The organism is Luteimonas terrae, from assembly GCF_031457535.1.
Lineage (GTDB): Bacteria > Pseudomonadota > Gammaproteobacteria > Xanthomonadales > Xanthomonadaceae > Luteimonas > Luteimonas terrae_A.
In genome coordinates this window covers 164097-184160 of record NZ_JAVDWO010000006.1, presented here as the reverse complement: position 1 = coordinate 184160, position 20064 = coordinate 164097, and the positions used below count along the sequence as shown (strand labels likewise).

At 68.9% G+C, this 20064-nt stretch carries 21 protein-coding genes; 5 read left to right on the top strand and 16 right to left on the bottom strand.

What is annotated here, in order from left to right; all coding sequences use genetic code 11:
* Position 1 precedes the first annotated feature (1 nt).
* From J2W68_RS08955 to J2W68_RS08895, 13 genes are all read right to left on the bottom strand, one after another.
* On the bottom strand, positions 2 to 1852 hold the full coding sequence (locus J2W68_RS08955; protein ID WP_310234785.1) for a DUF885 domain-containing protein: 1851 nt from the start codon (positions 1850 to 1852) through the stop codon (positions 2 to 4).
* Positions 1853 to 1957: 105 nt separating this feature from the next.
* Positions 1958 to 2545: a cysteine dioxygenase family protein gene (locus J2W68_RS08950; RefSeq protein ID WP_310234784.1), complete on the bottom strand. Its 588-nt coding sequence runs from the start codon at positions 2543 to 2545 to the stop codon at positions 1958 to 1960.
* A 27-nt stretch (positions 2546 to 2572) separates the two neighbouring features.
* Positions 2573 to 3715 carry a homoserine O-acetyltransferase MetX gene (gene metX / locus J2W68_RS08945; protein ID WP_310234781.1) on the bottom strand — a complete coding sequence of 381 codons (1143 nt, stop codon included), beginning with the start codon at positions 3713 to 3715 and terminating at the stop codon, positions 2573 to 2575.
* Between the two features lie 103 nt (positions 3716 to 3818).
* Complete coding sequence (locus J2W68_RS08940; RefSeq protein ID WP_310234778.1) at positions 3819 to 4829, bottom strand: tetratricopeptide repeat protein; 1011 nt, start codon at positions 4827 to 4829, stop codon at positions 3819 to 3821.
* The gene (locus J2W68_RS08935; protein ID WP_310234776.1) at positions 4829 to 5272 is read right to left on the bottom strand and encodes a cytochrome c-type biogenesis protein; all 444 of its coding nucleotides are present in this window, start codon (positions 5270 to 5272) and stop codon (positions 4829 to 4831) included. The genes J2W68_RS08940 and J2W68_RS08935 overlap by 1 nt, the downstream gene beginning before the upstream one ends.
* The gene (locus J2W68_RS08930) at positions 5269 to 5826 is read right to left on the bottom strand and encodes a DsbE family thiol:disulfide interchange protein (protein WP_310234774.1); all 558 of its coding nucleotides are present in this window, start codon (positions 5824 to 5826) and stop codon (positions 5269 to 5271) included. Before J2W68_RS08930 ends, J2W68_RS08935 begins: the two co-directional genes overlap by 4 nt.
* On the bottom strand, positions 5823 to 7748 hold the full coding sequence (locus J2W68_RS08925; protein WP_310234772.1) for a heme lyase CcmF/NrfE family subunit: 1926 nt from the start codon (positions 7746 to 7748) through the stop codon (positions 5823 to 5825). The genes J2W68_RS08930 and J2W68_RS08925 overlap by 4 nt, the downstream gene beginning before the upstream one ends.
* A gap of 36 nt (positions 7749 to 7784) precedes the next feature.
* Positions 7785 to 8267: a cytochrome c maturation protein CcmE gene (gene ccmE / locus J2W68_RS08920; protein WP_310152918.1), complete on the bottom strand. Its 483-nt coding sequence runs from the start codon at positions 8265 to 8267 to the stop codon at positions 7785 to 7787.
* The gene (ccmD, locus tag J2W68_RS08915) at positions 8264 to 8443 is read right to left on the bottom strand and encodes a heme exporter protein CcmD (protein ID WP_310234770.1); all 180 of its coding nucleotides are present in this window, start codon (positions 8441 to 8443) and stop codon (positions 8264 to 8266) included. Before ccmD ends, ccmE begins: the two co-directional genes overlap by 4 nt.
* The gene (locus J2W68_RS08910) at positions 8440 to 9198 is read right to left on the bottom strand and encodes a heme ABC transporter permease (RefSeq protein ID WP_310234767.1); all 759 of its coding nucleotides are present in this window, start codon (positions 9196 to 9198) and stop codon (positions 8440 to 8442) included. Before J2W68_RS08910 ends, ccmD begins: the two co-directional genes overlap by 4 nt.
* A gap of 136 nt (positions 9199 to 9334) precedes the next feature.
* Positions 9335 to 10021: a heme exporter protein CcmB gene (gene ccmB, locus J2W68_RS08905; RefSeq protein WP_232115139.1), complete on the bottom strand. Its 687-nt coding sequence runs from the start codon at positions 10019 to 10021 to the stop codon at positions 9335 to 9337.
* Positions 10018 to 10659 carry a heme ABC exporter ATP-binding protein CcmA gene (gene ccmA, locus J2W68_RS08900; protein WP_310234763.1) on the bottom strand — a complete coding sequence of 214 codons (642 nt, stop codon included), beginning with the start codon at positions 10657 to 10659 and terminating at the stop codon, positions 10018 to 10020. The genes ccmB and ccmA overlap by 4 nt, the downstream gene beginning before the upstream one ends.
* A gap of 75 nt (positions 10660 to 10734) precedes the next feature.
* Positions 10735 to 11217, bottom strand: a complete 483-nt coding sequence (locus J2W68_RS08895) for a DUF3293 domain-containing protein (protein ID WP_310234761.1) — start codon at positions 11215 to 11217, stop codon at positions 10735 to 10737.
* Positions 11218 to 11289: 72 nt separating this feature from the next.
* Here J2W68_RS08895 and J2W68_RS08890 point away from each other — a divergent pair, with 72 nt between their 5' ends.
* The 3 genes from J2W68_RS08890 to J2W68_RS08880 all read left to right on the top strand — a co-directional run bounded on the left by J2W68_RS08890 (position 11290) and on the right by J2W68_RS08880 (position 13862).
* Entirely contained in the window at positions 11290 to 12435 is a 1146-nt protein-coding gene (locus J2W68_RS08890; RefSeq protein ID WP_310234759.1) for a pyridoxal phosphate-dependent aminotransferase, read from the top strand.
* A gap of 95 nt (positions 12436 to 12530) precedes the next feature.
* Entirely contained in the window at positions 12531 to 13124 is a 594-nt protein-coding gene (locus J2W68_RS08885) for an SCO family protein (RefSeq protein WP_310234757.1), read from the top strand.
* A 90-nt stretch (positions 13125 to 13214) separates the two neighbouring features.
* Entirely contained in the window at positions 13215 to 13862 is a 648-nt protein-coding gene (locus tag J2W68_RS08880) for a response regulator (protein ID WP_310234754.1), read from the top strand.
* 97 nt (positions 13863 to 13959) lie between these two features.
* Here J2W68_RS08880 and J2W68_RS08875 read toward each other — a convergent pair whose 3' ends face one another.
* The gene (locus tag J2W68_RS08875; protein WP_310234752.1) at positions 13960 to 17208 is read right to left on the bottom strand and encodes an Rne/Rng family ribonuclease; all 3249 of its coding nucleotides are present in this window, start codon (positions 17206 to 17208) and stop codon (positions 13960 to 13962) included.
* Positions 17209 to 17609: 401 nt separating this feature from the next.
* Here J2W68_RS08875 and J2W68_RS08870 point away from each other — a divergent pair, with 401 nt between their 5' ends.
* A complete protein-coding gene (locus J2W68_RS08870; RefSeq protein WP_310234749.1) occupies positions 17610 to 18575 on the top strand; it encodes an RluA family pseudouridine synthase in 966 nt (321 codons plus the stop codon).
* 18 nt (positions 18576 to 18593) lie between these two features.
* Here J2W68_RS08870 and J2W68_RS08865 read toward each other — a convergent pair whose 3' ends face one another.
* Positions 18594 to 19046, bottom strand: a complete 453-nt coding sequence (locus tag J2W68_RS08865) for an energy transducer TonB (protein ID WP_310234746.1) — start codon at positions 19044 to 19046, stop codon at positions 18594 to 18596.
* Positions 19046 to 19387 carry a 4a-hydroxytetrahydrobiopterin dehydratase gene (locus J2W68_RS08860; RefSeq protein WP_310234743.1) on the bottom strand — a complete coding sequence of 114 codons (342 nt, stop codon included), beginning with the start codon at positions 19385 to 19387 and terminating at the stop codon, positions 19046 to 19048. Before J2W68_RS08860 ends, J2W68_RS08865 begins: the two co-directional genes overlap by 1 nt.
* Before the next feature lie 83 nt (positions 19388 to 19470).
* Here J2W68_RS08860 and J2W68_RS08855 point away from each other — a divergent pair, with 83 nt between their 5' ends.
* The gene (locus tag J2W68_RS08855; RefSeq protein ID WP_310152951.1) at positions 19471 to 20064 is read left to right on the top strand and encodes an NfuA family Fe-S biogenesis protein; all 594 of its coding nucleotides are present in this window, start codon (positions 19471 to 19473) and stop codon (positions 20062 to 20064) included.

The following is a 20064-nucleotide window of genomic DNA, read 5'->3' as shown; positions in this document are numbered from 1 at the left end:
GTCAGCCGGCCCCGCCTGCGTCCTCGGTCTTCGATGCCGCGATCCACGCATCGACCGCGCGCGAAACTACATCCAGCGGGAGAGCGCCATTGTCCAGCAGCACGCCATGGAAGGCGCGCAGGTCGAAACGCGTCTTCAGCGATTGACGCGCATGACTGCGCAGTGCGAGCAGGGTATGCAGGCCGACCGTGTGCGCGCATGCGCGACCCGGACGCACCAGCTGGCGCTGCGCTTCGGTACGCGCCTGCGCCTCGCTCATGCCCGCGACATCGCGTAGATAGGCTTGCGCCTGCGCCAGGCTCCAGCGCTCGGAATGCAGACCGGTATCCACGACCAGTCTGGCGGCGTGGACCAGTTCGGCGCGCAAGCGGCCGAGGTCGCCCTGGGGATCATCGTCGTAGACGCCCATTTCGACCGCGAGACGCTCGGCATACATCGCCCAGCCCTCGGTGAACGCGGTCGGAGCGAGGCTGCGCCGCAGCCGCGGCAGTGCGACCTGCGCCTGGGCCAGGCCGACCTGCAGATGGTGGCCCGGCAGACCGTTGTGATAGATCAGCGTCGGCAAGCCGCCTTCGGGCAGGGCGCGCACCTGCGCGACATCGATCATCAGCGTGCCGGGGCGGACGTCACCGCCGGGCGGGATGTAGTAGACGGCTGCCGTGCCGCTGGTACCGGACGGGGCCAGCTGGACGTCGAGCGGCTGGGTCGGCAGTGCGCTGAAGTAGCCGGGAAGGCGGTCTTCGATCGCATCCAGGCGCGCCTGGACCAACGCACGCAGGGCTTCGCGGTCTTCGTCCGATACGCCCGCGTCGGCAGCTTTCGCCGCGTCCACGCCGGTGTCGCCGGGCGGCGTGTCGATGTCGCTCAACGGCAGGCGGTCGCGGACGATTGCAGCCATCTCGCCGCGGATGCGGCTGACCTCGTCGTGGCCGAGGGCGTGTAACTGGGTCGCATCGATGCCGACGCCGGTATTCCAGCGGAGCGCGGCAGCGTAATAGTCGGCGCCATCGGGCAGCGCCCAGACGCCGTTGTCGGCATCCTGCGTGGCGATGGCGGCTTCGATGCGGGCGAGCAGCCGCGCATAGGCCGGCAACGTGGCGTCCTCGATCGCGCTGCGCGCATCGCGCAGCAGTTCCTCGCGCAGTGCGGCGTCGATGCCCTGCGCGCCGTCGAGCTTGCGCGCGAAGGCCCGCACGAACGGACTGGCGTCGACACCGACGCGCACCAGATCGCGGATCTGCAGCGCCGCGCCTTCGAGCGCGATGCGCGGCGGCACGACACCGTGGCGCGCCTGCAGATCGAGGTTGTCGCGCACCTGATCGAGCTTCGTCGCCACCGCATGCAGGCGCGCGACGTAATTGCGGGCTTCAGCCGCGCCGGTGACAGGCTGCGCGCTCTCGAAGAAGCCCGGCAGCGACATCGGGATGCTCGACAGCTGATCGACCGCGTAGAGGTTGGTGCCCAGCGGCAGCCACGCCGGCGACCAGTCGAAGCCGAGCAGATCGGCCTGGCTGCGATAGAACCAGCGGGCCATCTCCAGCGTGCGTTGCTGCTGCGGTGCGAACGCGTCGTCGTCGATGTCGTCGAGTGCGGCGAGATTGGCTGCGAGCGTATCGCGCAGTTCGGCGCGACGGACCAGCGAGGCATCGGTCAGCCGGCCGGCGGCGAGCCGCGAATCCGGGTTGTCGATGCCGAGCACAGTCATGGCCTCGGGATCGGTGGCGAGAAACGCATCGAACTGCGCGTCGACCAGCGCATCGACGGCGCGACCGTCGGCATCGGGCACGTCGGGAGACTGGCCGCAGGCGGCAAGCAACATCGCCAGAGAGGCGGTCAGCAGCGATCGGGTCATCGGCCTCGACGGAGAAGCAGCGGGAGGAGCCGGGTCACTGTAGCGGCTGGGGTCGCAGGATGCGCCTCCCTGTTCACGTTCACGCGGATGCGAGGCGCGCGATGCTCAGTCGACGGTGTCGACCACCAGCGAGGCGTCGTAACGCAGATACCAATCGTCCGCTTCTGGACGGAAGCGCGCGCAATGCACGATCGGCGCCTGGTACACGTGCAGCGACACGGCGACCGCATCCTGGCTCGCGTTGCGGATCGTGTGGTACTCGTGCGGTGGAATCAGGCTGCCGGCGCTGCCGACACCGGCCTGCATGCCCGAGGCCGCGCGGAACCGGAAGCGCTCGCCTTCGGATTCGAGCAGTTCGTACTGGGCGATTTCCAATGCGCCCCGCCAGATGCCTTCCACGCACCACAGGCCGTCATGATCGTGGATCGGCGTGCCCTGACCCGGCGCCCAGGTCATCGCGACGACGCTGTAGCCGTGCGCCGGGCTGCGGTAGAGCTCCCGGCGCGCGTAATGGCCGTCGACCGGTAATTGCGTGCAGGCCGGCAACTCGACTGCGGGATCGCGAATCAAGGCGCACATGGCGCTGCGTAGCGCACTGGTGACGGCATGATCGTCACCGGCCGCGACGGCGGCATCGACCGCTGCGATCAGGCGCTCGCGACCCGCGAAGGGGATATCAGGTTGATCGGTCACAGTGGATTCGAAACGCATCGCTGCAGTCTAGCCCGCAGCACTGGCGGTTGCAGGCGGCAGTGCAGCAAGGAAGTCCGCGACCGCCGGGCCAAAACGCGCGATGTCGACCAGGAAGGCATCGTGGCCCTGCGGCGATTCCAGCGGCAGGAACGTCGCGTCGACGCCGCCGGCGCGTAGGCCGTCGGCAATCTGCTGTTGCTGCTGCAGCGGGAACAGGATATCGGTGTGCACGCCGATCGCGAGCGCCCGTTCGATGCGCAGTTTCGCCAGTCCGTCGTCGGTGCTGCCACCGCAGCTTTCGCCAATGTCGAACCAGTCCATCGAACGGCTGAGATAGAGATAGCAGTTGGGATCGAAGCGGCGCACAAAGCGACGCGCATGACCTTCGAGGTAGCTCTCGACTTCGAATTCGAGGCCGAACGGCTCGTCGTCCTCGCGGCGGTCCGATTCGAGGCGCACGCGACCGAAACGCCCGTCCCATTCCAGCGCGGAGCGATAGGTGATCACGCCGAGCTTGCGCGCCATGCGCATGCCGCTTTCGGGGTACGCCGCTTCGGTGTAGGCACCGTTCTGCCACATCGGGTCGAGGCGGATCGCCTCGCGCTGCAGCGAACGGATCGCGATCGAGAACGGCAGCGCACGCGCCGCGCCGCAGATGTTGATGTGGGTGCGTGCGAGCCCCGGAAACCGCGCGAGCAGCGCGAGTGCGGTCATGCCGCCCATCGAATTGCCGATCACGCAGGCGAGGCGCTCGATGCCGAGCGACGCGACGACATGCGCGGCCGCATCGGCGCCGTCCTCGATCGACAGTTCCGGGAACGCAAGCCGGTACGGCGCACCGGTATCCGGATCGGTCGATGCCGGGCCGGTCGAGCCCTTGCAACTGCCGAGCGAGTTCACGCAGACCACGAACCAGCGATCGGTGTCGATCGGTTTGCCCGGGCCGAGCATCGCTTCCCACCAGCCGGGGGTGGCGTCGTCGGCGTGGCTGGCGGCGTGCGCATCGGGCGAGAGGCCAGTGACGATCAGAATCGCGTTGCCGCGCGCGGCGTCGAGCGTGCCCCAGGTCTCGAAGGCCATGCGCGCGCCACGCAGCGCGCCCCCGCGCTTCATCGGAAACGGCGAGGGCAGATCGACAAACCGGCTGCCCGGTGGGATGAATTCGGTCATCGTGCTGTAGGAGCGCGCTTGCGCGCGATTACCCGGAGTCCGGGGCAGAGGAGGACGGCCATGATCACGGTTGCACCGGGAAGAGGGCAACCAAGCGCGGGTTTCAAGGCCGCGTCGCGCTGACAGTCACGTCGACCGGCGCGTCCGTCGGCAGCTTCACCCGCACCGGCGCGGATTCGAAATCGCCCTCGCTACGCGACGCATCGCCACTGCGCGAGATGCGCGCGACGATCTCAACCGCATCGAGCGCGGAGAGCGGTTGCGTCGGCATCGGGCTGTCGCCGTCCCCCAGCACGATGTCCAGCGGCAGCGCGGAGACCGGGTGGCGCTGTACGGCGACCGGCATCGGCGGGCCGCCGGGTTGGCGGGCGATGACGAACACCGTCGCGTCGCCGGGCAGGGTGGCGACAGCAGGATCGAGTCGCACGCGGACGCGCACCGAATGTGCGCCGGCGGGCGCCACTTCTGTGGTCTGCGATGCGGTGTCCGCCGGCATGCCGGCAGCGGTGCGCGCGACTGCGATCTGTGTGCGCAGCGCGTCGGCAGCGGCGCCATCGAGCAGCGGCAGCAACGGCGTCCACGTCGCCACCGCGCCGGCGTCGTCGCCGGCCTGGCGCTGGGCGATACCCAGATACCAGCGCGCATGCTGATGGTCGGGAGTGCGCGCGAGCACATCGCGCAGTGTCTGCACCGCGGCGGCATCGAAGCGCCGATCCGGCGCCGCGCGTGCGCTGGCCTGGGCAGCTTCGACCTGTACGGCGTCGTCCTCGGGCATGAGTTTCGCCGCGCGTGCGATCGCGTCGCGCGCGTCATCGAAGCGTTCGAGTCCCGCATACGCGCGGCCCAGCAGCAGCCAGCCTTCGGGCTGACGTGGATCGCGCTGCAGATCGGTTTCCAGCCGCGCGATCGCATCGTCGAGTGAATCGGGTGCTGCAAGCTCGGCGGGATCGAGCGCCTGTGGCGTGCCGACCAGCATGTACATGCCGGCCACGAGCACCGGCACCAGCAGGGTCACCGCGAGCGCGACCCGTGACGCGCCCCGGCGCAATCCCCAGGTCAGGGCGACCACGGTCGCCAGCGTCAGCACGATCGCGAGCACGACGAACAGCAGCATCACCACGTCTCCGTATCGTCGGGTGGTAACGGCGCGGCCTGTCGGCGCGAGGCGACGACGCGCCAGATCACCAGGCCTCCGGCGCCAAGCAGCAGCAGCGGTCCGAACCACAGCAGCCACGTCGATGGGCCGACCTGCGGGCGATACAGCACGAATTCGCCGTAGCGCGCGACCAGATGCGCCTTGATCGCCGCATCGTCGTTGCCCTGGCGCATCAGCGTCAGCACTTCACGGCGCAGGTCGTGGGCGATCTGCGCATTGGAATCGGCCAGCGACTGGTTCTGGCACATCACGCAGCGCAGTTCGGCGACGAGGCGGTGGAAGCGTCGTTCCTCGGCCATGTCCTCGAAGCGCAGCGGCGCGGCGTCGACCGCGACCTGCGCGTGCGCCGCCTGCGGCCAGGCCAGACACAGCAGCAACGCGAGCAACAGGGCGCGGCTCACAGAGCCTCCAGTCGTTCGACGTGCGGCATGAGCTGTTCGCGGATGGTCGCCTCGGTCATCGGACCGACATGCTTCCACAGAATCGTGCCGTCGCCATCGACGAGGAAGGTTTCCGGCGCGCCGTAGATGCCCCAGTCGATTGCGGCCTTGCCGTCGTAATCGGCGAGCACGAGGTCGTAGGGATTGCCGAACTGCGCGAGCCAGCGCGTCGCGTCGTCGGGTTCGTCCTTCCAGTTGAAGCCCACCACGCGTACGCGGCCGGTCCCGGCGAATGCGTTGACCACTGCGTGTTCTTCGCGGCAGCCCGGGCACCAGCTGCCCCAGACGTTGAGCAGATACGGGGCGCCGCGCAGGTCGTCCTGCGTGACCAACTGGTCGGGTGCACCGAGCACCGGCAGGCGGAACGCGGGCGCGGGTTTTCCGATCAACGGCGAGGGCAGGGCGTCACGATCGGGATTGCGGCTCAGCCACACACCCGCGGCCAGCAGCGCGAGGATCACGCCGAAGGCGGCCAGCGGCAGCCAACGTGCGCGCGAGGCGCGGGGCGCGCTCATGCGGTCTTCTCCCGGCGCGGCCGACGGAAGCGGCGGTCTGCGGCGGTGACGAAACCGCCCAGCGCCATCAGAAGCGCCCCTGCCCAGACCCAGCGCACGAAAGGTTTGACGTGTACGCGCAGCGCCCAGGCGCCACCGCCCAGGGGTTCGCCGAGCGCGACATAGACATCGCGCAAGGCGCCGGGACGGATCGCCGTCTCGGTCATCACCTGGCCGCCGCTGGCGTAGGTGCGCTTCTCGGGATGCAGCGTAGTCACCAGCCGGTCGCCCCGCAGCATGCGCACCGTGCCGCGATCGGATTCGTAGTTCGGGCCGACGTGATGCGCCACGCTGTCGAGCACGAACGCATCGCGTCCGACTTCCAGCGACTGGCCCGGCAGCAGCGCAACTTCACGCTGCACGTTGAGACCTTCCACCAGCAGCGCGCCGACCAGGAACACCGAGATGCCCAGATGTCCGAGCACCATGCCGGTCATCTCCGCGCCCATGCGGCCGCCCGGCGCGCGCAGGCGCGTCCACACGAACCGTGCGGTGCCGCCGGCCACCCAAACGGCACCCGCCACGCCCATCGCGACCTTCCACGGCCCCTGCGGCGCGGTGAAGAACGCGAGGGTCGCCGCGATCAGCGCGAGTGCCGCCCACGGCAGCAGCATGCGCAGCGGGCGCTTCATGTCTTCGTTCTGCCAGCGTGTCAGCGGACCGAACGGCAACAGCAGTATCAGCGGCGCCATCAGCAGCAGGAACAGCAGGCCGAAGTAGGGCGGGCCGACCGAAATCTTCCCCAGATTCAGCGCATCGGCCAGCAGCGGATACAGCGTGCCCAGCAGCACCATCGCGCAGGCCGCGACCAGCAGCAGATTGTTCGCGAGCAGCAACGTTTCGCGCGAGGTCGCGGCGAAGGGCTTGCCGTCGCGGCCATCGGGCGCGCGCAGCGCGTAGAGCAGCAGCGATCCGCCGACGACGAGGCCGAGGAACACCAGGATGAAAAGTCCGCGCGTGGGGTCAGCGGCGAAGCTGTGCACGCTGGTCAGCACGCCCGAGCGCACCAGGAACGCGCCCAGCAGCGACAGCGAGAACGTCGCGATCGCTAGCAGCAGCGTCCAGCCGTGGAAGCTGCCGCGTTTTTCGGTGACGGCCTGGGAATGGATCAGCGCCGCGCCTGCGAGCCACGGCATGAAGCTCGCGTTCTCGACCGGATCCCAGAACCACCAGCCGCCCCAGCCGAGTTCGTAGTACGCCCACCACGAACCGAGCGCGATGCCGATCGTCAGGAACGCCCACGACACGTTGGTCCAGGGCCGCGTCCAGCGCAGCCAGTGCGCGTCGACCTTGCCGTCGAGCAACGCGGCGATCGCGAACGCGAACGGCACCATGAAACCCGAGTAGCCGATGTAGAGCATCGGCGGGTGCACGATCATCCCCGGATCCTGCAGCAGCGGGTTCAGATCTCGACCTTCGAGCGGCATCGGCAGGATGCGTTCAAACGGGTTGCTGGTGAAGATCAGGAAGGCGAGAAAGCCCAGGCACACCATGCCCATTACGCTAAGCACGCGCGCCAGCACCACATCCGGCAGCGAGCGCGAGAACCACGCGACCGCTGCGTTCCAGCACGCCAGCACGAACACCCACAGCAGCAGCGAACCTTCGTGGCCGCCCCAGACCGCGGTGAAGCGGTAGACCATCGGCAACAGCGAGTTGGAGTTCTCGGCGACGTAGCGCACCGAGAAATCCTGTTGCACGAATGCGGCCGTCAGGATCGCCCACGCGATCAACGTCAGCGCCCAGTGCGCGTACGCGGCGGGACGCGCGGTTGCCATCCAGGGCGCGAGACCGCGATGCGCGCCCAGCAACGGCAGCACCGTCTGCAGCAAGGCTGCGACCAGCGCCAGCAGCAGGGCGATCTGGCCGATCTCAGGCAGCATCGGCGACTCCGGCATGCGCGCCACGCACCACTTCGATCACTGCGCGGCGTCCGTGTCGGCTGGCGTCACGATGCCGTGCCGGTCGTGCGCCAAGCCCATCTTGTCGGCGACTTCCTTGGGCACATAGGTCTCATCGTGACGCGCGAGCACCTGCTCGGCGACGAACGTGTCGCCGTCCATGCGCCCGGTCGCGATCACCGCCTGGTGTTCCCGGAACAGATCCGGCAGCAGACCGGTGTAACGCACCGGCAGTTCGGCATCGCCGTCGGTGACCCGGAAGCGCGCTTCCATCGAGCCTTCGGCGCGCGAGAACGAGTCGCCGGCCACCATGCCGCCCAGCCGGAACCGCGCTTCGCCCGAGGACACCGCGGCGCCGGCGATGCCGCCCAGCACTTCGTGCGGCGTGTAGAGATAGGACACATTGCGCTGCAGGGCGAACGCGATCAGCGTCATCGACAGCGCGCTGGCCGCGACGATCGCGACCACGAACAGCAGGCGGCGGCGACGGACCGGATTCATCGGCGCAGCTCCGCGGCGTCATCAGCTGCCACGGTGATCGCCGCGGCCCGACGCGCGGCCACCAGACGCACCGCGCGCAGCAGGTGCGCGGTGCGGATGCGCGGCGCCACGAAATCCCAGGCCAGCACGGCGGCGAACACCGCGTAGGCGGCGACGACGTATTCGATATAGGTCATGCACGGTCTCCGATCGGTGCGGCCAGCGCCCGCACCCAGTCCTTGCCGGCTTCGCGGCGCAGGTTGTCGGCCCGCGCGCGCGCCAGCAGCGAGCCGACGAACCAGAACTTGGTGCCGACTACCATCCACAACAGCGGCCACAGCATGCTGCCGTCGATGCTCGATTCGCCGAACACGCGGATCGTCTGGCCCTGGTGCAGCGAGTCCCACCACACCACGGAATAGCGGATCACCGGCAGCAGCACGACACCGACGATCGCCAGCAGCCCGGCCGCGCGTGCAGCGGTGCGGCGGTCCTCGATCGCGTGATACAGGCCGATCACGCCCAGATACAGGAACAGCAGGATCAGCTCGGTGGTCAGGCGCGGGTCCCAGTCCCACCAGGTGCCCCACATCGGCCGGCCCCAGATCGACCCGGTGGCGAGCGTGATCACGGTGAACGCGGCGCCGATCGGCGCGCAGGCCATCGCGAGGATTTCGCAGAGCTTGATCCGCCAGACGAGTGCGATCGCGGCGTAGATCGCCATGGCCGCGAACACGGCCAGGCTCATCCACGCGCTCGGCACATGGATGTAGAGGATGCGAAAGCTGTCGCCCTGCTGGTAATCGGCCGGCACCACGTACAGCGCGCCGTACAGGCCGACGGCCATCGTTGCCAAGCCGAGGCCGAAGGCCCACGGCGCCCAGCGCCGCGCGAAGCGGTCGAAGGTGGGGGGCGATCCGAGTTGATGGAACCAGCGAAGGACAGGATTCATTCGGCGAGGCGTGCGGGCGTGGCGGGCTTGCGGTCTCGGCGCGCGCATGACGGACATGCGGTCGCGGGCGTGGCGCGGCGTTGCGGGACGGATTGCACGTCGGCGACGGGGCCCTCCAGACCCGTCGCGGGGCCGGTCAATTGAGTGCGATGCGGATGGCGGTCGCCGCAGCGACGGGCGCCAGCACGAGCGCGGCGGCAAGGCCCGCGGCGAGCAGCAACAGCCCGCCGGAGGGATCATGCCCCTGCGCCGCGATCGCGACGCTGCCGGCACCGAACACCAGCACCGGAACGTACAGGGGCAGGGCCAACAGTGCCAGCAGGATACCGGAACGGCGCATGCCGATGGTCAGCGCCGCGACCACCGCGCCGAGCAGGCTCAGCAGCGGCGTGCCCAGCGCGAGGCCGGCCAGCAGCACCGGCAACTGCGCGCGCGGCAGACCCAGCAGTTCGGCCAGCAGCGGGGTGGCAACCAGCAATGGCAGCGTCGTCGTCGCCCAGTGCACCGCGGTACGCACCAGCACCAGCCAGGCCAACGGCACGGGGCTGAGCATCCACTGTTCGAGTGAGCCGTCCTCGGCGTCGCCGCGGAACAGCGTGTCGAGGGCGAGCAGGCCCGCCAGCACCGCCGCGACCCACAGCACGCCGGGTGCTACTGCCCGCAACGTTGCAGGCTCGTTGCCAAGCGCCAGTGCGAATAGCACCACGACCAGCAACGCGAACAGCGCGGGCTGCAGCGCATCGCCGCGCCTGCGCCACAGCAGGCGCAGATCGCGGGCGATCAGCGCCGCCGCGCTGCCGGGTAGGGTCGGTGTCGCGCTCATGCGGCCGCGTCCAGCCGCAGTTCGCGGGTGCGTACCGGCGGCGCGGCGTAGGCGCCGTGCGTGGTCACAAGGGCCGCGCCACCGTCTTCGAGCTGGGCACGGACCATGCGGTTGACCAGTTCGATGCCCTGCAGGTCGAGGTTGGCGTAGGGCTCGTCGAGCAGCCACAACGGCGCCGGCGACATCCACAGCCGCGCCAGCGACAGGCGCTTCTTCTGTCCGGCCGACATCTGCCGCACCAGCAGGTGCGCCTGCGCGGCGAGTCCGACCAGCGCCAGCGCGCGTTCGGCGCTCTGGCTGACGCGCCGTCCCTGCAGATGGGCGAGGAAATCGAGATTCTCGACTGCGTCGAGATCGGCCTTCAGCCCGGGCAGGTGGCCCAGATAGGCCATCACGCCGGCGCGCATCGCACGCGCGACCGGCGTCCCGCTGACTTCGACCGTGCCGCTGTCGGCTTCCAGCAGACCGGCCAGCACGCGCAGCAGTGTGGTCTTGCCCGCGCCGTTGCCGCCCTGCACGAGCAAGGCTTCGCCGGATGCGACATCGAAATCGAGCGGTCCGAATACCGGCCGCTCGTCGCGCAGGAAGCACAGACCGCGTGCGGCGAGCAGCGGTGGGACGGCAGCGGATTCGGACATGCGGCGGCGATGGGCCCGTGGGTGCGCGGCCCGGACGACCGCGCGGTCATCCTATCCGCAGCGGCCGGGTTTGCGTCAGCGCAGCCAGTCGACGTGCTGGTCGCCTTCGAGGCCCGCTGGCCGCGTGGCGTACATGCGCAGGCGTACCGAGGTCTCGCGCGGCCACCACAGCGTGCCGAGCTGGCCGTAGCGCTGGGCGAGTGCGTCGAAGGCGTCGGCTTCCATGCCGAACACGATCCAGCTCGGCTCGCGCCAGCTGCGGTCGGTGGCACTGGCGAAGGCGGGCATGTGCGGCAGGCCGAGTGCGCTCAGCTCCGCTTCAAGGGCCTTGTCCGAGCGGCGGTTCTCGGTCGGCGAACGCGGTACCGACTTCGGATTCCATGCCGACACGAGGCCATAGCCGGCGGCGTCGGGATAGCGCAGGTCCAGGCCCGGCGTCGGCAGTCCGATCACGATGTCGTGCCAGTCGTCGCGATGCTGCCAGCGATACCGGGCGTCGAGATAGGCATGCAACAGCGCGATCAGGCGGGTGTCGTCGATGGGATGCTGGTTGTTCATGGCGGCGGTTTATCCCCGTTGTCCGCGTCCGTACACTCGTGGCCCCTTAGATCCCCCAACGGCATGCAGGCGATGATCCGGACCAAACTCCCCAGGGTCGGCACCACGATCTTCACCGTCATGTCGCAGCTGGCGGCCGAACACGGCGCCGTCAACCTCGGGCAGGGCTTTCCGGATTTCCCCGTGCCGCAACGCCTGGTCGACGTGCTCGCAGCAGCGATGCAGGCCGGCCACAACCAGTATGCGCCGATGACGGGGATCCCGGCGCTGCGGCAGGCGATCGCGGAGAAGACCGAACGCGTCTACGGACATCTGCCCGACGCCGACGCGGAGATCACCGTCACGAGCGGCGCCACCGAGGCGGTGTTCAATGCGATCCACGCGGTGGTGCGCGCGGGTGAGGAGGTCATCGTGCTCGACCCCGCCTACGACAGCTACGAGCCGGCGATCGAACTGGCCGGCGCGGTGGCTGTGCACGTGCCGCTGGATCCGGCGACATTCGCCCCCGACTGGCAGCGCGTGCGCGATGCGGTCACCCCGAAGACGCGGATGTTGATCGTCAACAGCCCGCACAACCCGTCCGGCGCGATGTTCGCTGCGGCCGACATGCAGGCGATCGCCGAACTGCTGCGGGGCACCGGCATCTACCTGTTGTCGGACGAGGTCTACGAGCACATCGTGTTCGACGGCGCGCGTCACGAATCGGCGCTGTGCTGGCCGGAACTGCGCGAGCGGACGTTCGTCGTGTCGAGTTTCGGCAAGACCTACCACTGCACCGGCTGGAAGCTCGGCTACTGCATCGCGCCGCCCGCACTGAGCGCGGAGTTCCGCAAGGTGCACCAGTACAACGTGTTCTGCACGTTCGCGCCGGCGCAGCATGCGTTCGCCCAGATGCTGCGGGCGGAACCCGAGCACTACGAGCAGCTTGGCGCGTTCTACCAGGCCAAGCGCGACGCGTTCGCCGCGCAGCTCGCGACCACGCGGCTGAAGTGTCTGCCGGTGCCGGGAGGTTACTTCCAGTTGGTCGACTATTCGGCGGTCAGCGATCTCGACGATGCCGAGTTCTGTCGCTGGCTGACGATCGAGAAGGGCGTCGCCGCGATCCCGCTGTCGCCGTTCTATGCAACGCCGCCGGCCGGCCAGCGCCTCGCGCGGCTGTGTTTTGCGAAGAACGAGGCGACCCTGGCTGCAGCGATCGAGCGCCTGCAGACGCTCTGAGCACTGCGACGTTCGGTCGCGGCGGACCTTCAGCGACGGGTCGCTAGACTTGTCAGCTGCGCATCCGGCGCCTTGCATCCGACCGACTGTCCGACGTGTCCTTCCGCCTCGCCACCATCGCCGTGTCCGCCATGTTGCTTGCAGCTTGCAGCGCGCCGCCGGCAGGTCCGTATACCGGCACCGATCTGACGGGCGTGTCCTACGGCCGCAGTCTCGATCTGGAGGACACGCAGGGCCAGCCGCGCGGCCTGGGTGATTTTCGCGGGCGTTACGTGCTGCTGTCATTCGGCTATACCCATTGTCCCGAGGTCTGTCCGACCAGCCTGCTGAAGGCCTCGCAGATCCGCCGTGCACTGGGCGAGGACGGCGAGCGGCTGCAGATCGTGTTCGTCACCGTCGACCCGAAACGCGATACCGGCGAAATCCTCGCGCAATACGTCGGCGCGTTCGGCGGCGACATCGTCGCCCTGCGTGGCGACGACATGCAGACCCGGCTCGCGGCGCAGTCGTTCCGCGTGACCTATCGGGAAGTGCCGACGAGTTCGTCGTATGCGATGGACCACACGATGGTGAACTACCTCATCGGTCCCGACGGCCGTTTGCGCCTCGCATTCCAGTACGACCAGCCCGTCGATGCGATGGTCGACGACATCCGCCTGGCGATGACGCCCGCGCAGGCCGCGGGCTGACCGCGGAGTCAGCTTTTTCCGACTTGCGATTCATCTCCCGCGCAGCGTAGCCTCAGGCGCAGGGGTGGCATGGGAAGGGAGAAGACAGGGATGACGATTCGCGTGTTCATGGTCGATGACCATGCACTTGTCCGCACCGGCATGCGCATGATTCTTGCCAGCGAAGCGGACATCGAAGTGGTGGGGGAAGCCGAGAGCGGCGAGGAGGCCTTGCCGCTGATCCGCAGGCTCAAGCCCGATATCGTGTTGTGCGACCTGCATCTGCCGGGGGTGAGTGGCCTTGAGGTCACCGAGCGCGTTGTGCGCGGGCAGCCTGAAACGCGGGTGATCGTGGTCTCGATCCTCGAAGACGGGCCGATGCCGCGCCGGATGATCGAAGCTGGCGCCTCAGGCTATGTGGGCAAGGGCGGCAACGCCGCCGAACTGGTACGCGCGGTGCGCGACGTGGCCCGGGGGCGCCGGTATCTGGCGAGCAACATCGCGCAGAACCTGGCGCTGTCGGGCATCGGTGGTAACGAGACGCCCTTCGATGCGCTGTCGCCGCGGGAGATGGAAGTGGCGATGCTGCTGCTGCAGGGGTTGCGGCAGGAGGATATTGCGCGGCGCCTGAGTCTCAGTGCGAAGACCGTCAATACGCACAAGTCGCGCCTGTTCGAAAAACTGCAGATCCAGGATTCCATCGCGCTGGCGCGACTGGCGAGCCAGTACCGCGTCGCGCCGGTGGAGCTCGCGATCTAGCGCCGGGCCCGCCGGCTTGGCAGGACAACCGGCCACAACGTCCAAGAAAAAACCCCGGCCGAGGCCGGGGTTTTTCGTGATGACGTGGCGGAAAGCCTCAGGCGTCGGTGGGACGCGGCCGCGCGCGTGGGTCGGTCCTGTAGTCCGACTCCGGTTCGTCCTCGTCGTCCACAAGGTCGGACTCTTCCGGCGCGGCGTCATCGAAAGCCGAGTCGGCTTGCGCGACCGTTTCGTCCGTCACGGGTGCATTCTCCGGCGCCGTGACGCTGGCCGCTTCATGCTCGGCCGCAGGCACTTCGTCGACCTGCGCGACAGCAGGTGCAGGCGTGTCGAAGAGACCCTGCGATACGGGCGCACGCGGGGTGGCGTCGGCCTGCGCGGCTGCGGGGTCCTCGTCGATCACCGACGCTGCCGGGGCCTGGGCCGCGACGCTGGGCTCGGCACGGGACGGCTGGTCCACCGCCTCGATCGCATCCACCGCGCTCCGGGCATCGTCCGCTGCGAGTTCGGCGGGCGCCGGATCCTGCACCGACTGCATCACCGCGTGGGGCGGCTCAGCGGCCGGCGGCGGCACATGCTGCAGCTCCGCAGGTGGCGCGCTTTCGAACGCGGGCCTCGGTGCCTCGGCGGCGACAGGTGCCGGCGCAACGGGAGCGCTGTCGAACTGCTGCGCAGGCGCAGCCGTTTCAACGGCGGGCGACGCAGGTTCGCTCGAGGCCTGCGTCATCGTGCTCGCGACGACTCCGGCGGCTGCCACGGCAGGGCGGGTGTCCTGCGGCGTGGCCGCGCGCGGTTCGTTCGCCGGCTTCGCCGCAGGTGCGGGCAGGTCGTCGAAGTCGAACTCCGGCTGGCCGTGACCGGTCGCAGGCACCGTGTCGTCATCGCCCGCCTCATCACTGTCGAGCGAGGTCTCGTCGCCGGCAGTGCCGTCACCGGCCTTGCCACGACGACGGCGGCGACCACCGCGACGACCGCGACGGCGACGGGCATTGCTGCCGTCATCGTCACCCGCGTCGCCATTGCCGTCCGCATCGGACGCGTTGACGTCGCTCAGGTCGCTGGCGTCGTCCGCATCCGCGTCGACATGCCGAGCCGCTGCCTCATGCCGCGGAGCAGTCTGCGGGGCGGCCACGACAGACGTGTTGTCGGTCGCGGTCGCTGGCGCCGTCTGCTCGGCGTCGGGCTGGGAGGGGCGGGGCGCATCGATCGACGCTCCAGCGACTGGCGCAGCGACGGCGATCGCCGCCTGTGCCTCGGTCACTTCACCTTCGGTCTTCTGGCGCGGCCCACGTTGCTTCTGACGCTGGCGACGTTCCTGCTGGCGCTCCTTGCGGGCGCCGGTATCGGCGACAGCCGCAGGCTCGCGACGCGTCTCACGCTGCGTATCGTCGCGGCCCGGTTGTGCAGCCGCTGCAGCCTTCGTCTCGTTGGCGACGGGTGCCGCGTTCGATCCACTCTGACCCTGACGGCCACCGCGACGATCGCGGCGCTGGCCACCGTTGCGGCCGCCCCGGTCATTGCGGTCGCCGCGGTTCTCGCCACGCGGACCGCCATCGGTGCGCGACGCGCGCTCGTGCTGCGCGGGCGCGGCCGGCTTTGCAGGCGCAGGCGGTGCGAACAGGGCTTTCAGCCAACCCATGACGCCACCGGTCGCGACCGGTGCCACGGGCGCTGGTGCCGGCGGCGGCGCGGCCACCGGCGCCGGTGCAGGCGCTGCGGCTTCCGGCTTCGGCTCACGCACCGGCGCAGGCTGCGTCGGGCGCACATTGGTGACGGCCGGCGGCGGCACGTTGAGGTTGTTCTTGCTCAGTGCGATCGTGGCGACGCGACGCGGCGTGCCGCGCTGGTAGCTCGGACGGGCGGTCTCCTCGCCAAGCTCGTTCTCGCGGATGCGAGAGACCTCGTAATGCGGCGTGTGCAGCTGCTCGTCGGCGACGATGATGATCGGCGCGGTGTGGCGCTTCTCGATTTCCTCGAGCGCGCTGCGCTTCTCGTTGAGCAGGTAGTTCGCGATCTCGACCGGGGCCTGCACCAGCACCTGACCGGTGTTGTCCTTCATCGCGTGCTCTTCGGCGACGCGGATGATCGACAGCGACAGCGACTCGATGCTGCGCATGCGGCCGTGGCCTTCGCAACGCGGGCAGACGATCTGGCTGGACTCGCCGAGCGAGGCGCGCAGGCGCTGGCGCGACATCTCCAGCAGGCCGAATTTCGAGATCTTGTTCTGCTGGACGCGGGCGCGATCGTACTTGAGCGCGTTCTGCAGCTTGTTCTCGACGTCGCGCTGGTGCTTGTTCGACGACATGTCGATGAAGTCGATGACCACCAGGCCGCCCAGGTCACGCAGGCGCAGCTGCCGGGCCACTTCCTCGGCCGCTTCGAGGTTGGTGTTGAACGCGGTCTCTTCGATGTCGCCGCCCTTGGTGGCGCGGGCGGAGTTCACGTCGATCGCGGTCAGGGCTTCGGTCTGGTCAATGACCAGCGCGCCGCCGGACGGCAAACGCACGGTGCGCTCGTAGGCGCTCTCGATCTGCGACTCGATCTGGTAGCGGTTGAACAGCGGCACGTCGTCGGTGTAGTGCTTGAGCTTGCGCAGGTTGTGCGGCATCACCTGCTCGACGAACTCCTTCGCCTCGGCATACATCTCCGGGGTATCGATCAGGATCTCGGTGATGTCGGCGCGCATGTAGTCACGCAGCGCGCGGGTGATCAGCCGCGATTCCTGGTAGATCAGGAATGGCGAGGGCTTGCTCAGCGCGGCTTCGGCGATCGCGCGCCAGATGCTCAGCAGATAGTCGAGATCCCACTGCAGTTCTTCGGCGTCACGGCCGACGCCGGCGGTGCGGATGATCACGCCCATCTCGTCCGGGATGTCGAGCGCGTCCATCGCCTTCTTCAACTCGGCGCGGTCCTCGCCTTCGATCCGGCGCGACACGCCACCGGCGGTCGGCGAGTTCGGCATCAGCACCATATAGCGGCCGGCCAGCGAGATGAACGTGGTCAGGGCCGCGCCCTTGTTGCCACGCTCTTCCTTGTCGACCTGCACGACCACTTCCTGGCCTTCACGCAGCAGTTCCTTGATCGTGCCCTTGTTCGGGTCGACCCCGGCCTGGAAGTAGTCGCGGGAAACTTCCTTCAGCGGCAGGAAGCCGTGGCGGGCGGCGCCGTACTCGACGAACGCGGCTTCGAGAGAGGGCTCGATGCGGGTGATGCGGCCCTTGTAGATGTTGGACTTCTTCTGTTCCCTGGACGGCTGTTCGATGTCGATGTCGTACAGGGACTGGCCATCAACGATGGCGACGCGCAGTTCTTCTGCCTGCGTCGCGTTGATCAGCATGCGCTTCATGGTTGCGTTTCCTTGCGCGCTCTCACGCGCGGAACGCCGGGGCGTTTCGCCTGGATGAAGCCTGAAGCCGCCGCGCACGCGCAGCGACGAACCGGATTGTCCAGCGCTACGACACCACGGTGGGCCGCGGGAGCGCTCTTAAATTGTCTGGGTATTGCAGGCCGCGGACCGCTCGCGACCGGTGGTTTGGCGGTCGCGGACGTCACGCGGGACGTGTTCAGCGCCGATGCCAGGCATCGGGCGATGGCCGGTGCTGCCGTACAGCCGCTAACATGGCCGCCCCTGGGGCGGTGGCCGCGCACTGTCCGGAAGCCTTTGCAAGGTGGGCTTTTGGCCCGTGTTCTTCCAAAGAAATCAGCACCTTAGATCGCGGCCCGAGTGTACCAGATAAACAGGCGACGATGACTGACAACAGCCCCGGCCCAGCCGGCGGCGGTGGCGTGCGACTGGTCCGGGTTCCGGACGATCGTGACGGCCAACGCCTCGACAATTTTCTCCTCGGCCTGCTCAAGGGCGCGCCGAGGTCGATCATCTACAAGGTCGTGCGCAGCGGGCAGGTCCGCGTGAACGGCGGCCGCGCCAAGGCCGAGCGCAAGCTCGAGGCCGGGGACGAGGTGCGTGTGCCACCCGTGCGGCTGGAGGTGCCGGGCGAGGCCGGCACCCCCTCGAAGGGCCTGCTGGCGGCGATGGACGCGAGCATCGTGTTCGAGGACGCCCGCCTGCTGGCGATCAGCAAGCCCAGCGGCATCGCCAGTCACGGCGGCAGTGGCATCAGCTTCGGAGTCATCGAAACCCTGCGCGCGCTGCGGCCGAACCAGTCGCTGGAACTCGTCCACCGGCTGGATCGCGACACTTCGGGCCTGATGGTGCTGTCGAAGAAGCGGTCGGCGCTGACCCAACTGCAGGCGTTGTTGCGCGAGGACCACGGCGCCGGCATCCGCAAGCGCTACCTCACGTTGCTGGCCGGGCGCATGCCCGACGGCACCATGAGCGTCGACGCGCCGCTGCACGTCGGTTTGCGCCAGGGCGGCGAGCGCCATGTCCAGGTCAATCCGCAGGGCAAGGTCTCGCTGAGCCATTTCGGCGTACTCGAGCGGCGCGGCGGGCAGTCCTACTGCGAGGTCCGGATCGAAACAGGCCGGACCCATCAAATCCGCGTCCACGCCCAGCACATCGGCCATCCGGTCGCCGGCGACGACAAATACGGCGATGTCGAGGTCAACAAGCGCATGCGCGAGCAGATCGGCCTGCGACGCCTGTTTCTGCACGCCGCGTCACTGGAGTTCACGCTCGACGACGGCGAAGCCTATGTGCTCAATGCGCCGCTGGCCGATGACCTGCGCGAGGCGCTCGACCGGCTCCGCTGAGCCGGTCCGATCAGGCCGTCACAGGTGAAAGTCCACCGGTATGCGCACCCGGCCGGCCGTTGGTGCGCCTTCATGCATGGCGGGGCCATAGGTCCAGCGGCGCGCAGCCTCGATCGCGGCGGTATCGAGCGCGGGACTGCCGCTGCTCTTCTCGACCGAGACGGTCTGCAGTGCGCCTTGGGCATCCACCTCGACCTGCACGATCACCGTGCCGGTGATACCTGCCTGCGCCGCCTCCCGCGGATAGCGCGCCGGCTGGGTGTTCTTGCTCCGGATGTCGATCGAGGCGCCGTAGCTCGCCGCGGCCGGCCCTGCATGCGTGCCGGAGGCGGGCACTGCGCCCCCGTTGGCGGATGCCGCGCTCGTCAGGCACAGCGCGGCGGCGACTCCGACAGTACGCCACCTCGCCGACCGGGAGGCCTGGGCCTGCGGCGTCGAGCGGACAGGGGCGGTGGTCGGCAGAGGCGGCATCAGGCCACCAGCCGATCGGCCTTGGCCGCGCAGATGAAGTCGTTCTCGGACAGGCCGCCGACGTCGTGGGTCGAATACCGGACTTCGACCCGGTCGTAGTGCACGCCGAGGTCCGGGTGGTGGTCTTCGCGGTGGGCGATGAAGGCCAGTGCGTTCACGAAGGCCATCGTGCGGTGGTAGTCGTCGAAGCGGAAGGTGCGGGTCAGCGCCTGGCCGTCTTCGGCCAGCGTCCAGCCGGCCACCTGCGGCAGCAGTTCGCGGACGCGGGCTTCGGCCAGACGGTGCTCGTCGCCGCGGCGGGGAACGCAGTGGGCATCGCTGAGTGGAATGAGGTCGGACATCGTGGAATCTCCTGTCGAGGGCCGTTCATGCGGCAGACGGCGACCGGCGCTTGCGCGGTCGCAGGCCCGCTAGAATACGCCGCATGATCAACATCTCCGAAACCGCGCAGACGCATTTCCGCAAGCTGATCGAGCGCGAGACGCTACCCGGCCTCGGTGTGCGGCTGTCGGCCGTGCATGCCGGCACGCCGCGCGCGGATGTACGCCTGGAGTTCGCGGGCAGCGATGACCTGCAGGGCGACGAGTGGGCGATCGATTGCGAAGGCTTTACGCTGTGGCTCGATGCGCCGAGCGTGCCGTATCTCGACGGCGCCGAGATCGATTACGAGGCGCGCGCCACCGGCGGGCAACTGCAGATCCGCGCCCCCAAGATCAAGGGCGAGGCGCCACCGGAAGCCGCGTCGCTGGTCGAGCGCGTGCGCTGGGTGGTCGAGCAGGAGGTCAATCCGCAGCTCGCCCAGCACCGTGGCCACGTCAGCGTGCAGGAAGTGACGGCCGAAGGTGTCGTCGTGCTGCGGTTTGGCGGCGGTTGCCACGGCTGCGGTCTGGTCGATGTCACGCTCAAGCAGGGCATCGAAAAGACGCTGATGGAAAAGGCGCCGGGCGTGACCGCGGTTCGCGATGCGACCGATCACGACACTGGCGACGCGCCCTACATGCCGCGCGACGCGGCCTGA

Coding starts and splice junctions, on each gene's coding strand:
- J2W68_RS08955 (WP_310234785.1), bottom strand. CDS start 1,852: ATGACCCGATCGCTGCTGACCGCCTCTCTGGCGATGTTGCTTGCCGCC.
- J2W68_RS08855 (WP_310152951.1), top strand. CDS start 19,471: ATGATCAACATCTCCGAAACCGCGCAGACGCATTTCCGCAAGCTGATC.
- J2W68_RS08870 (WP_310234749.1), top strand. CDS start 17,610: ATGACTGACAACAGCCCCGGCCCAGCCGGCGGCGGTGGCGTGCGACTG.
- ccmE (WP_310152918.1), bottom strand. CDS start 8,267: ATGAATCCGGTCCGTCGCCGCCGCCTGCTGTTCGTGGTCGCGATCGTC.
- J2W68_RS08875 (WP_310234752.1), bottom strand. CDS start 17,208: ATGAAGCGCATGCTGATCAACGCGACGCAGGCAGAAGAACTGCGCGTC.
- J2W68_RS08910 (WP_310234767.1), bottom strand. CDS start 9,198: ATGAATCCTGTCCTTCGCTGGTTCCATCAACTCGGATCGCCCCCCACC.
- J2W68_RS08925 (WP_310234772.1), bottom strand. CDS start 7,748: ATGCTGCCTGAGATCGGCCAGATCGCCCTGCTGCTGGCGCTGGTCGCA.
- J2W68_RS08890 (WP_310234759.1), top strand. CDS start 11,290: ATGATCCGGACCAAACTCCCCAGGGTCGGCACCACGATCTTCACCGTC.
- metX (WP_310234781.1), bottom strand. CDS start 3,715: ATGACCGAATTCATCCCACCGGGCAGCCGGTTTGTCGATCTGCCCTCG.
- J2W68_RS08930 (WP_310234774.1), bottom strand. CDS start 5,826: ATGAGCGCGCCCCGCGCCTCGCGCGCACGTTGGCTGCCGCTGGCCGCC.
- ccmD (WP_310234770.1), bottom strand. CDS start 8,443: ATGACCTATATCGAATACGTCGTCGCCGCCTACGCGGTGTTCGCCGCC.
- J2W68_RS08865 (WP_310234746.1), bottom strand. CDS start 19,046: ATGCCGCCTCTGCCGACCACCGCCCCTGTCCGCTCGACGCCGCAGGCC.
- J2W68_RS08940 (WP_310234778.1), bottom strand. CDS start 4,829: ATGCTGCTGTTCGTCGTGCTCGCGATCGTGCTGACGCTGGCGACCGTG.
- J2W68_RS08860 (WP_310234743.1), bottom strand. CDS start 19,387: ATGTCCGACCTCATTCCACTCAGCGATGCCCACTGCGTTCCCCGCCGC.
- ccmB (WP_232115139.1), bottom strand. CDS start 10,021: ATGAGCGCGACACCGACCCTACCCGGCAGCGCGGCGGCGCTGATCGCC.
- J2W68_RS08895 (WP_310234761.1), bottom strand. CDS start 11,217: ATGAACAACCAGCATCCCATCGACGACACCCGCCTGATCGCGCTGTTG.
- ccmA (WP_310234763.1), bottom strand. CDS start 10,659: ATGTCCGAATCCGCTGCCGTCCCACCGCTGCTCGCCGCACGCGGTCTG.
- J2W68_RS08880 (WP_310234754.1), top strand. CDS start 13,215: ATGACGATTCGCGTGTTCATGGTCGATGACCATGCACTTGTCCGCACC.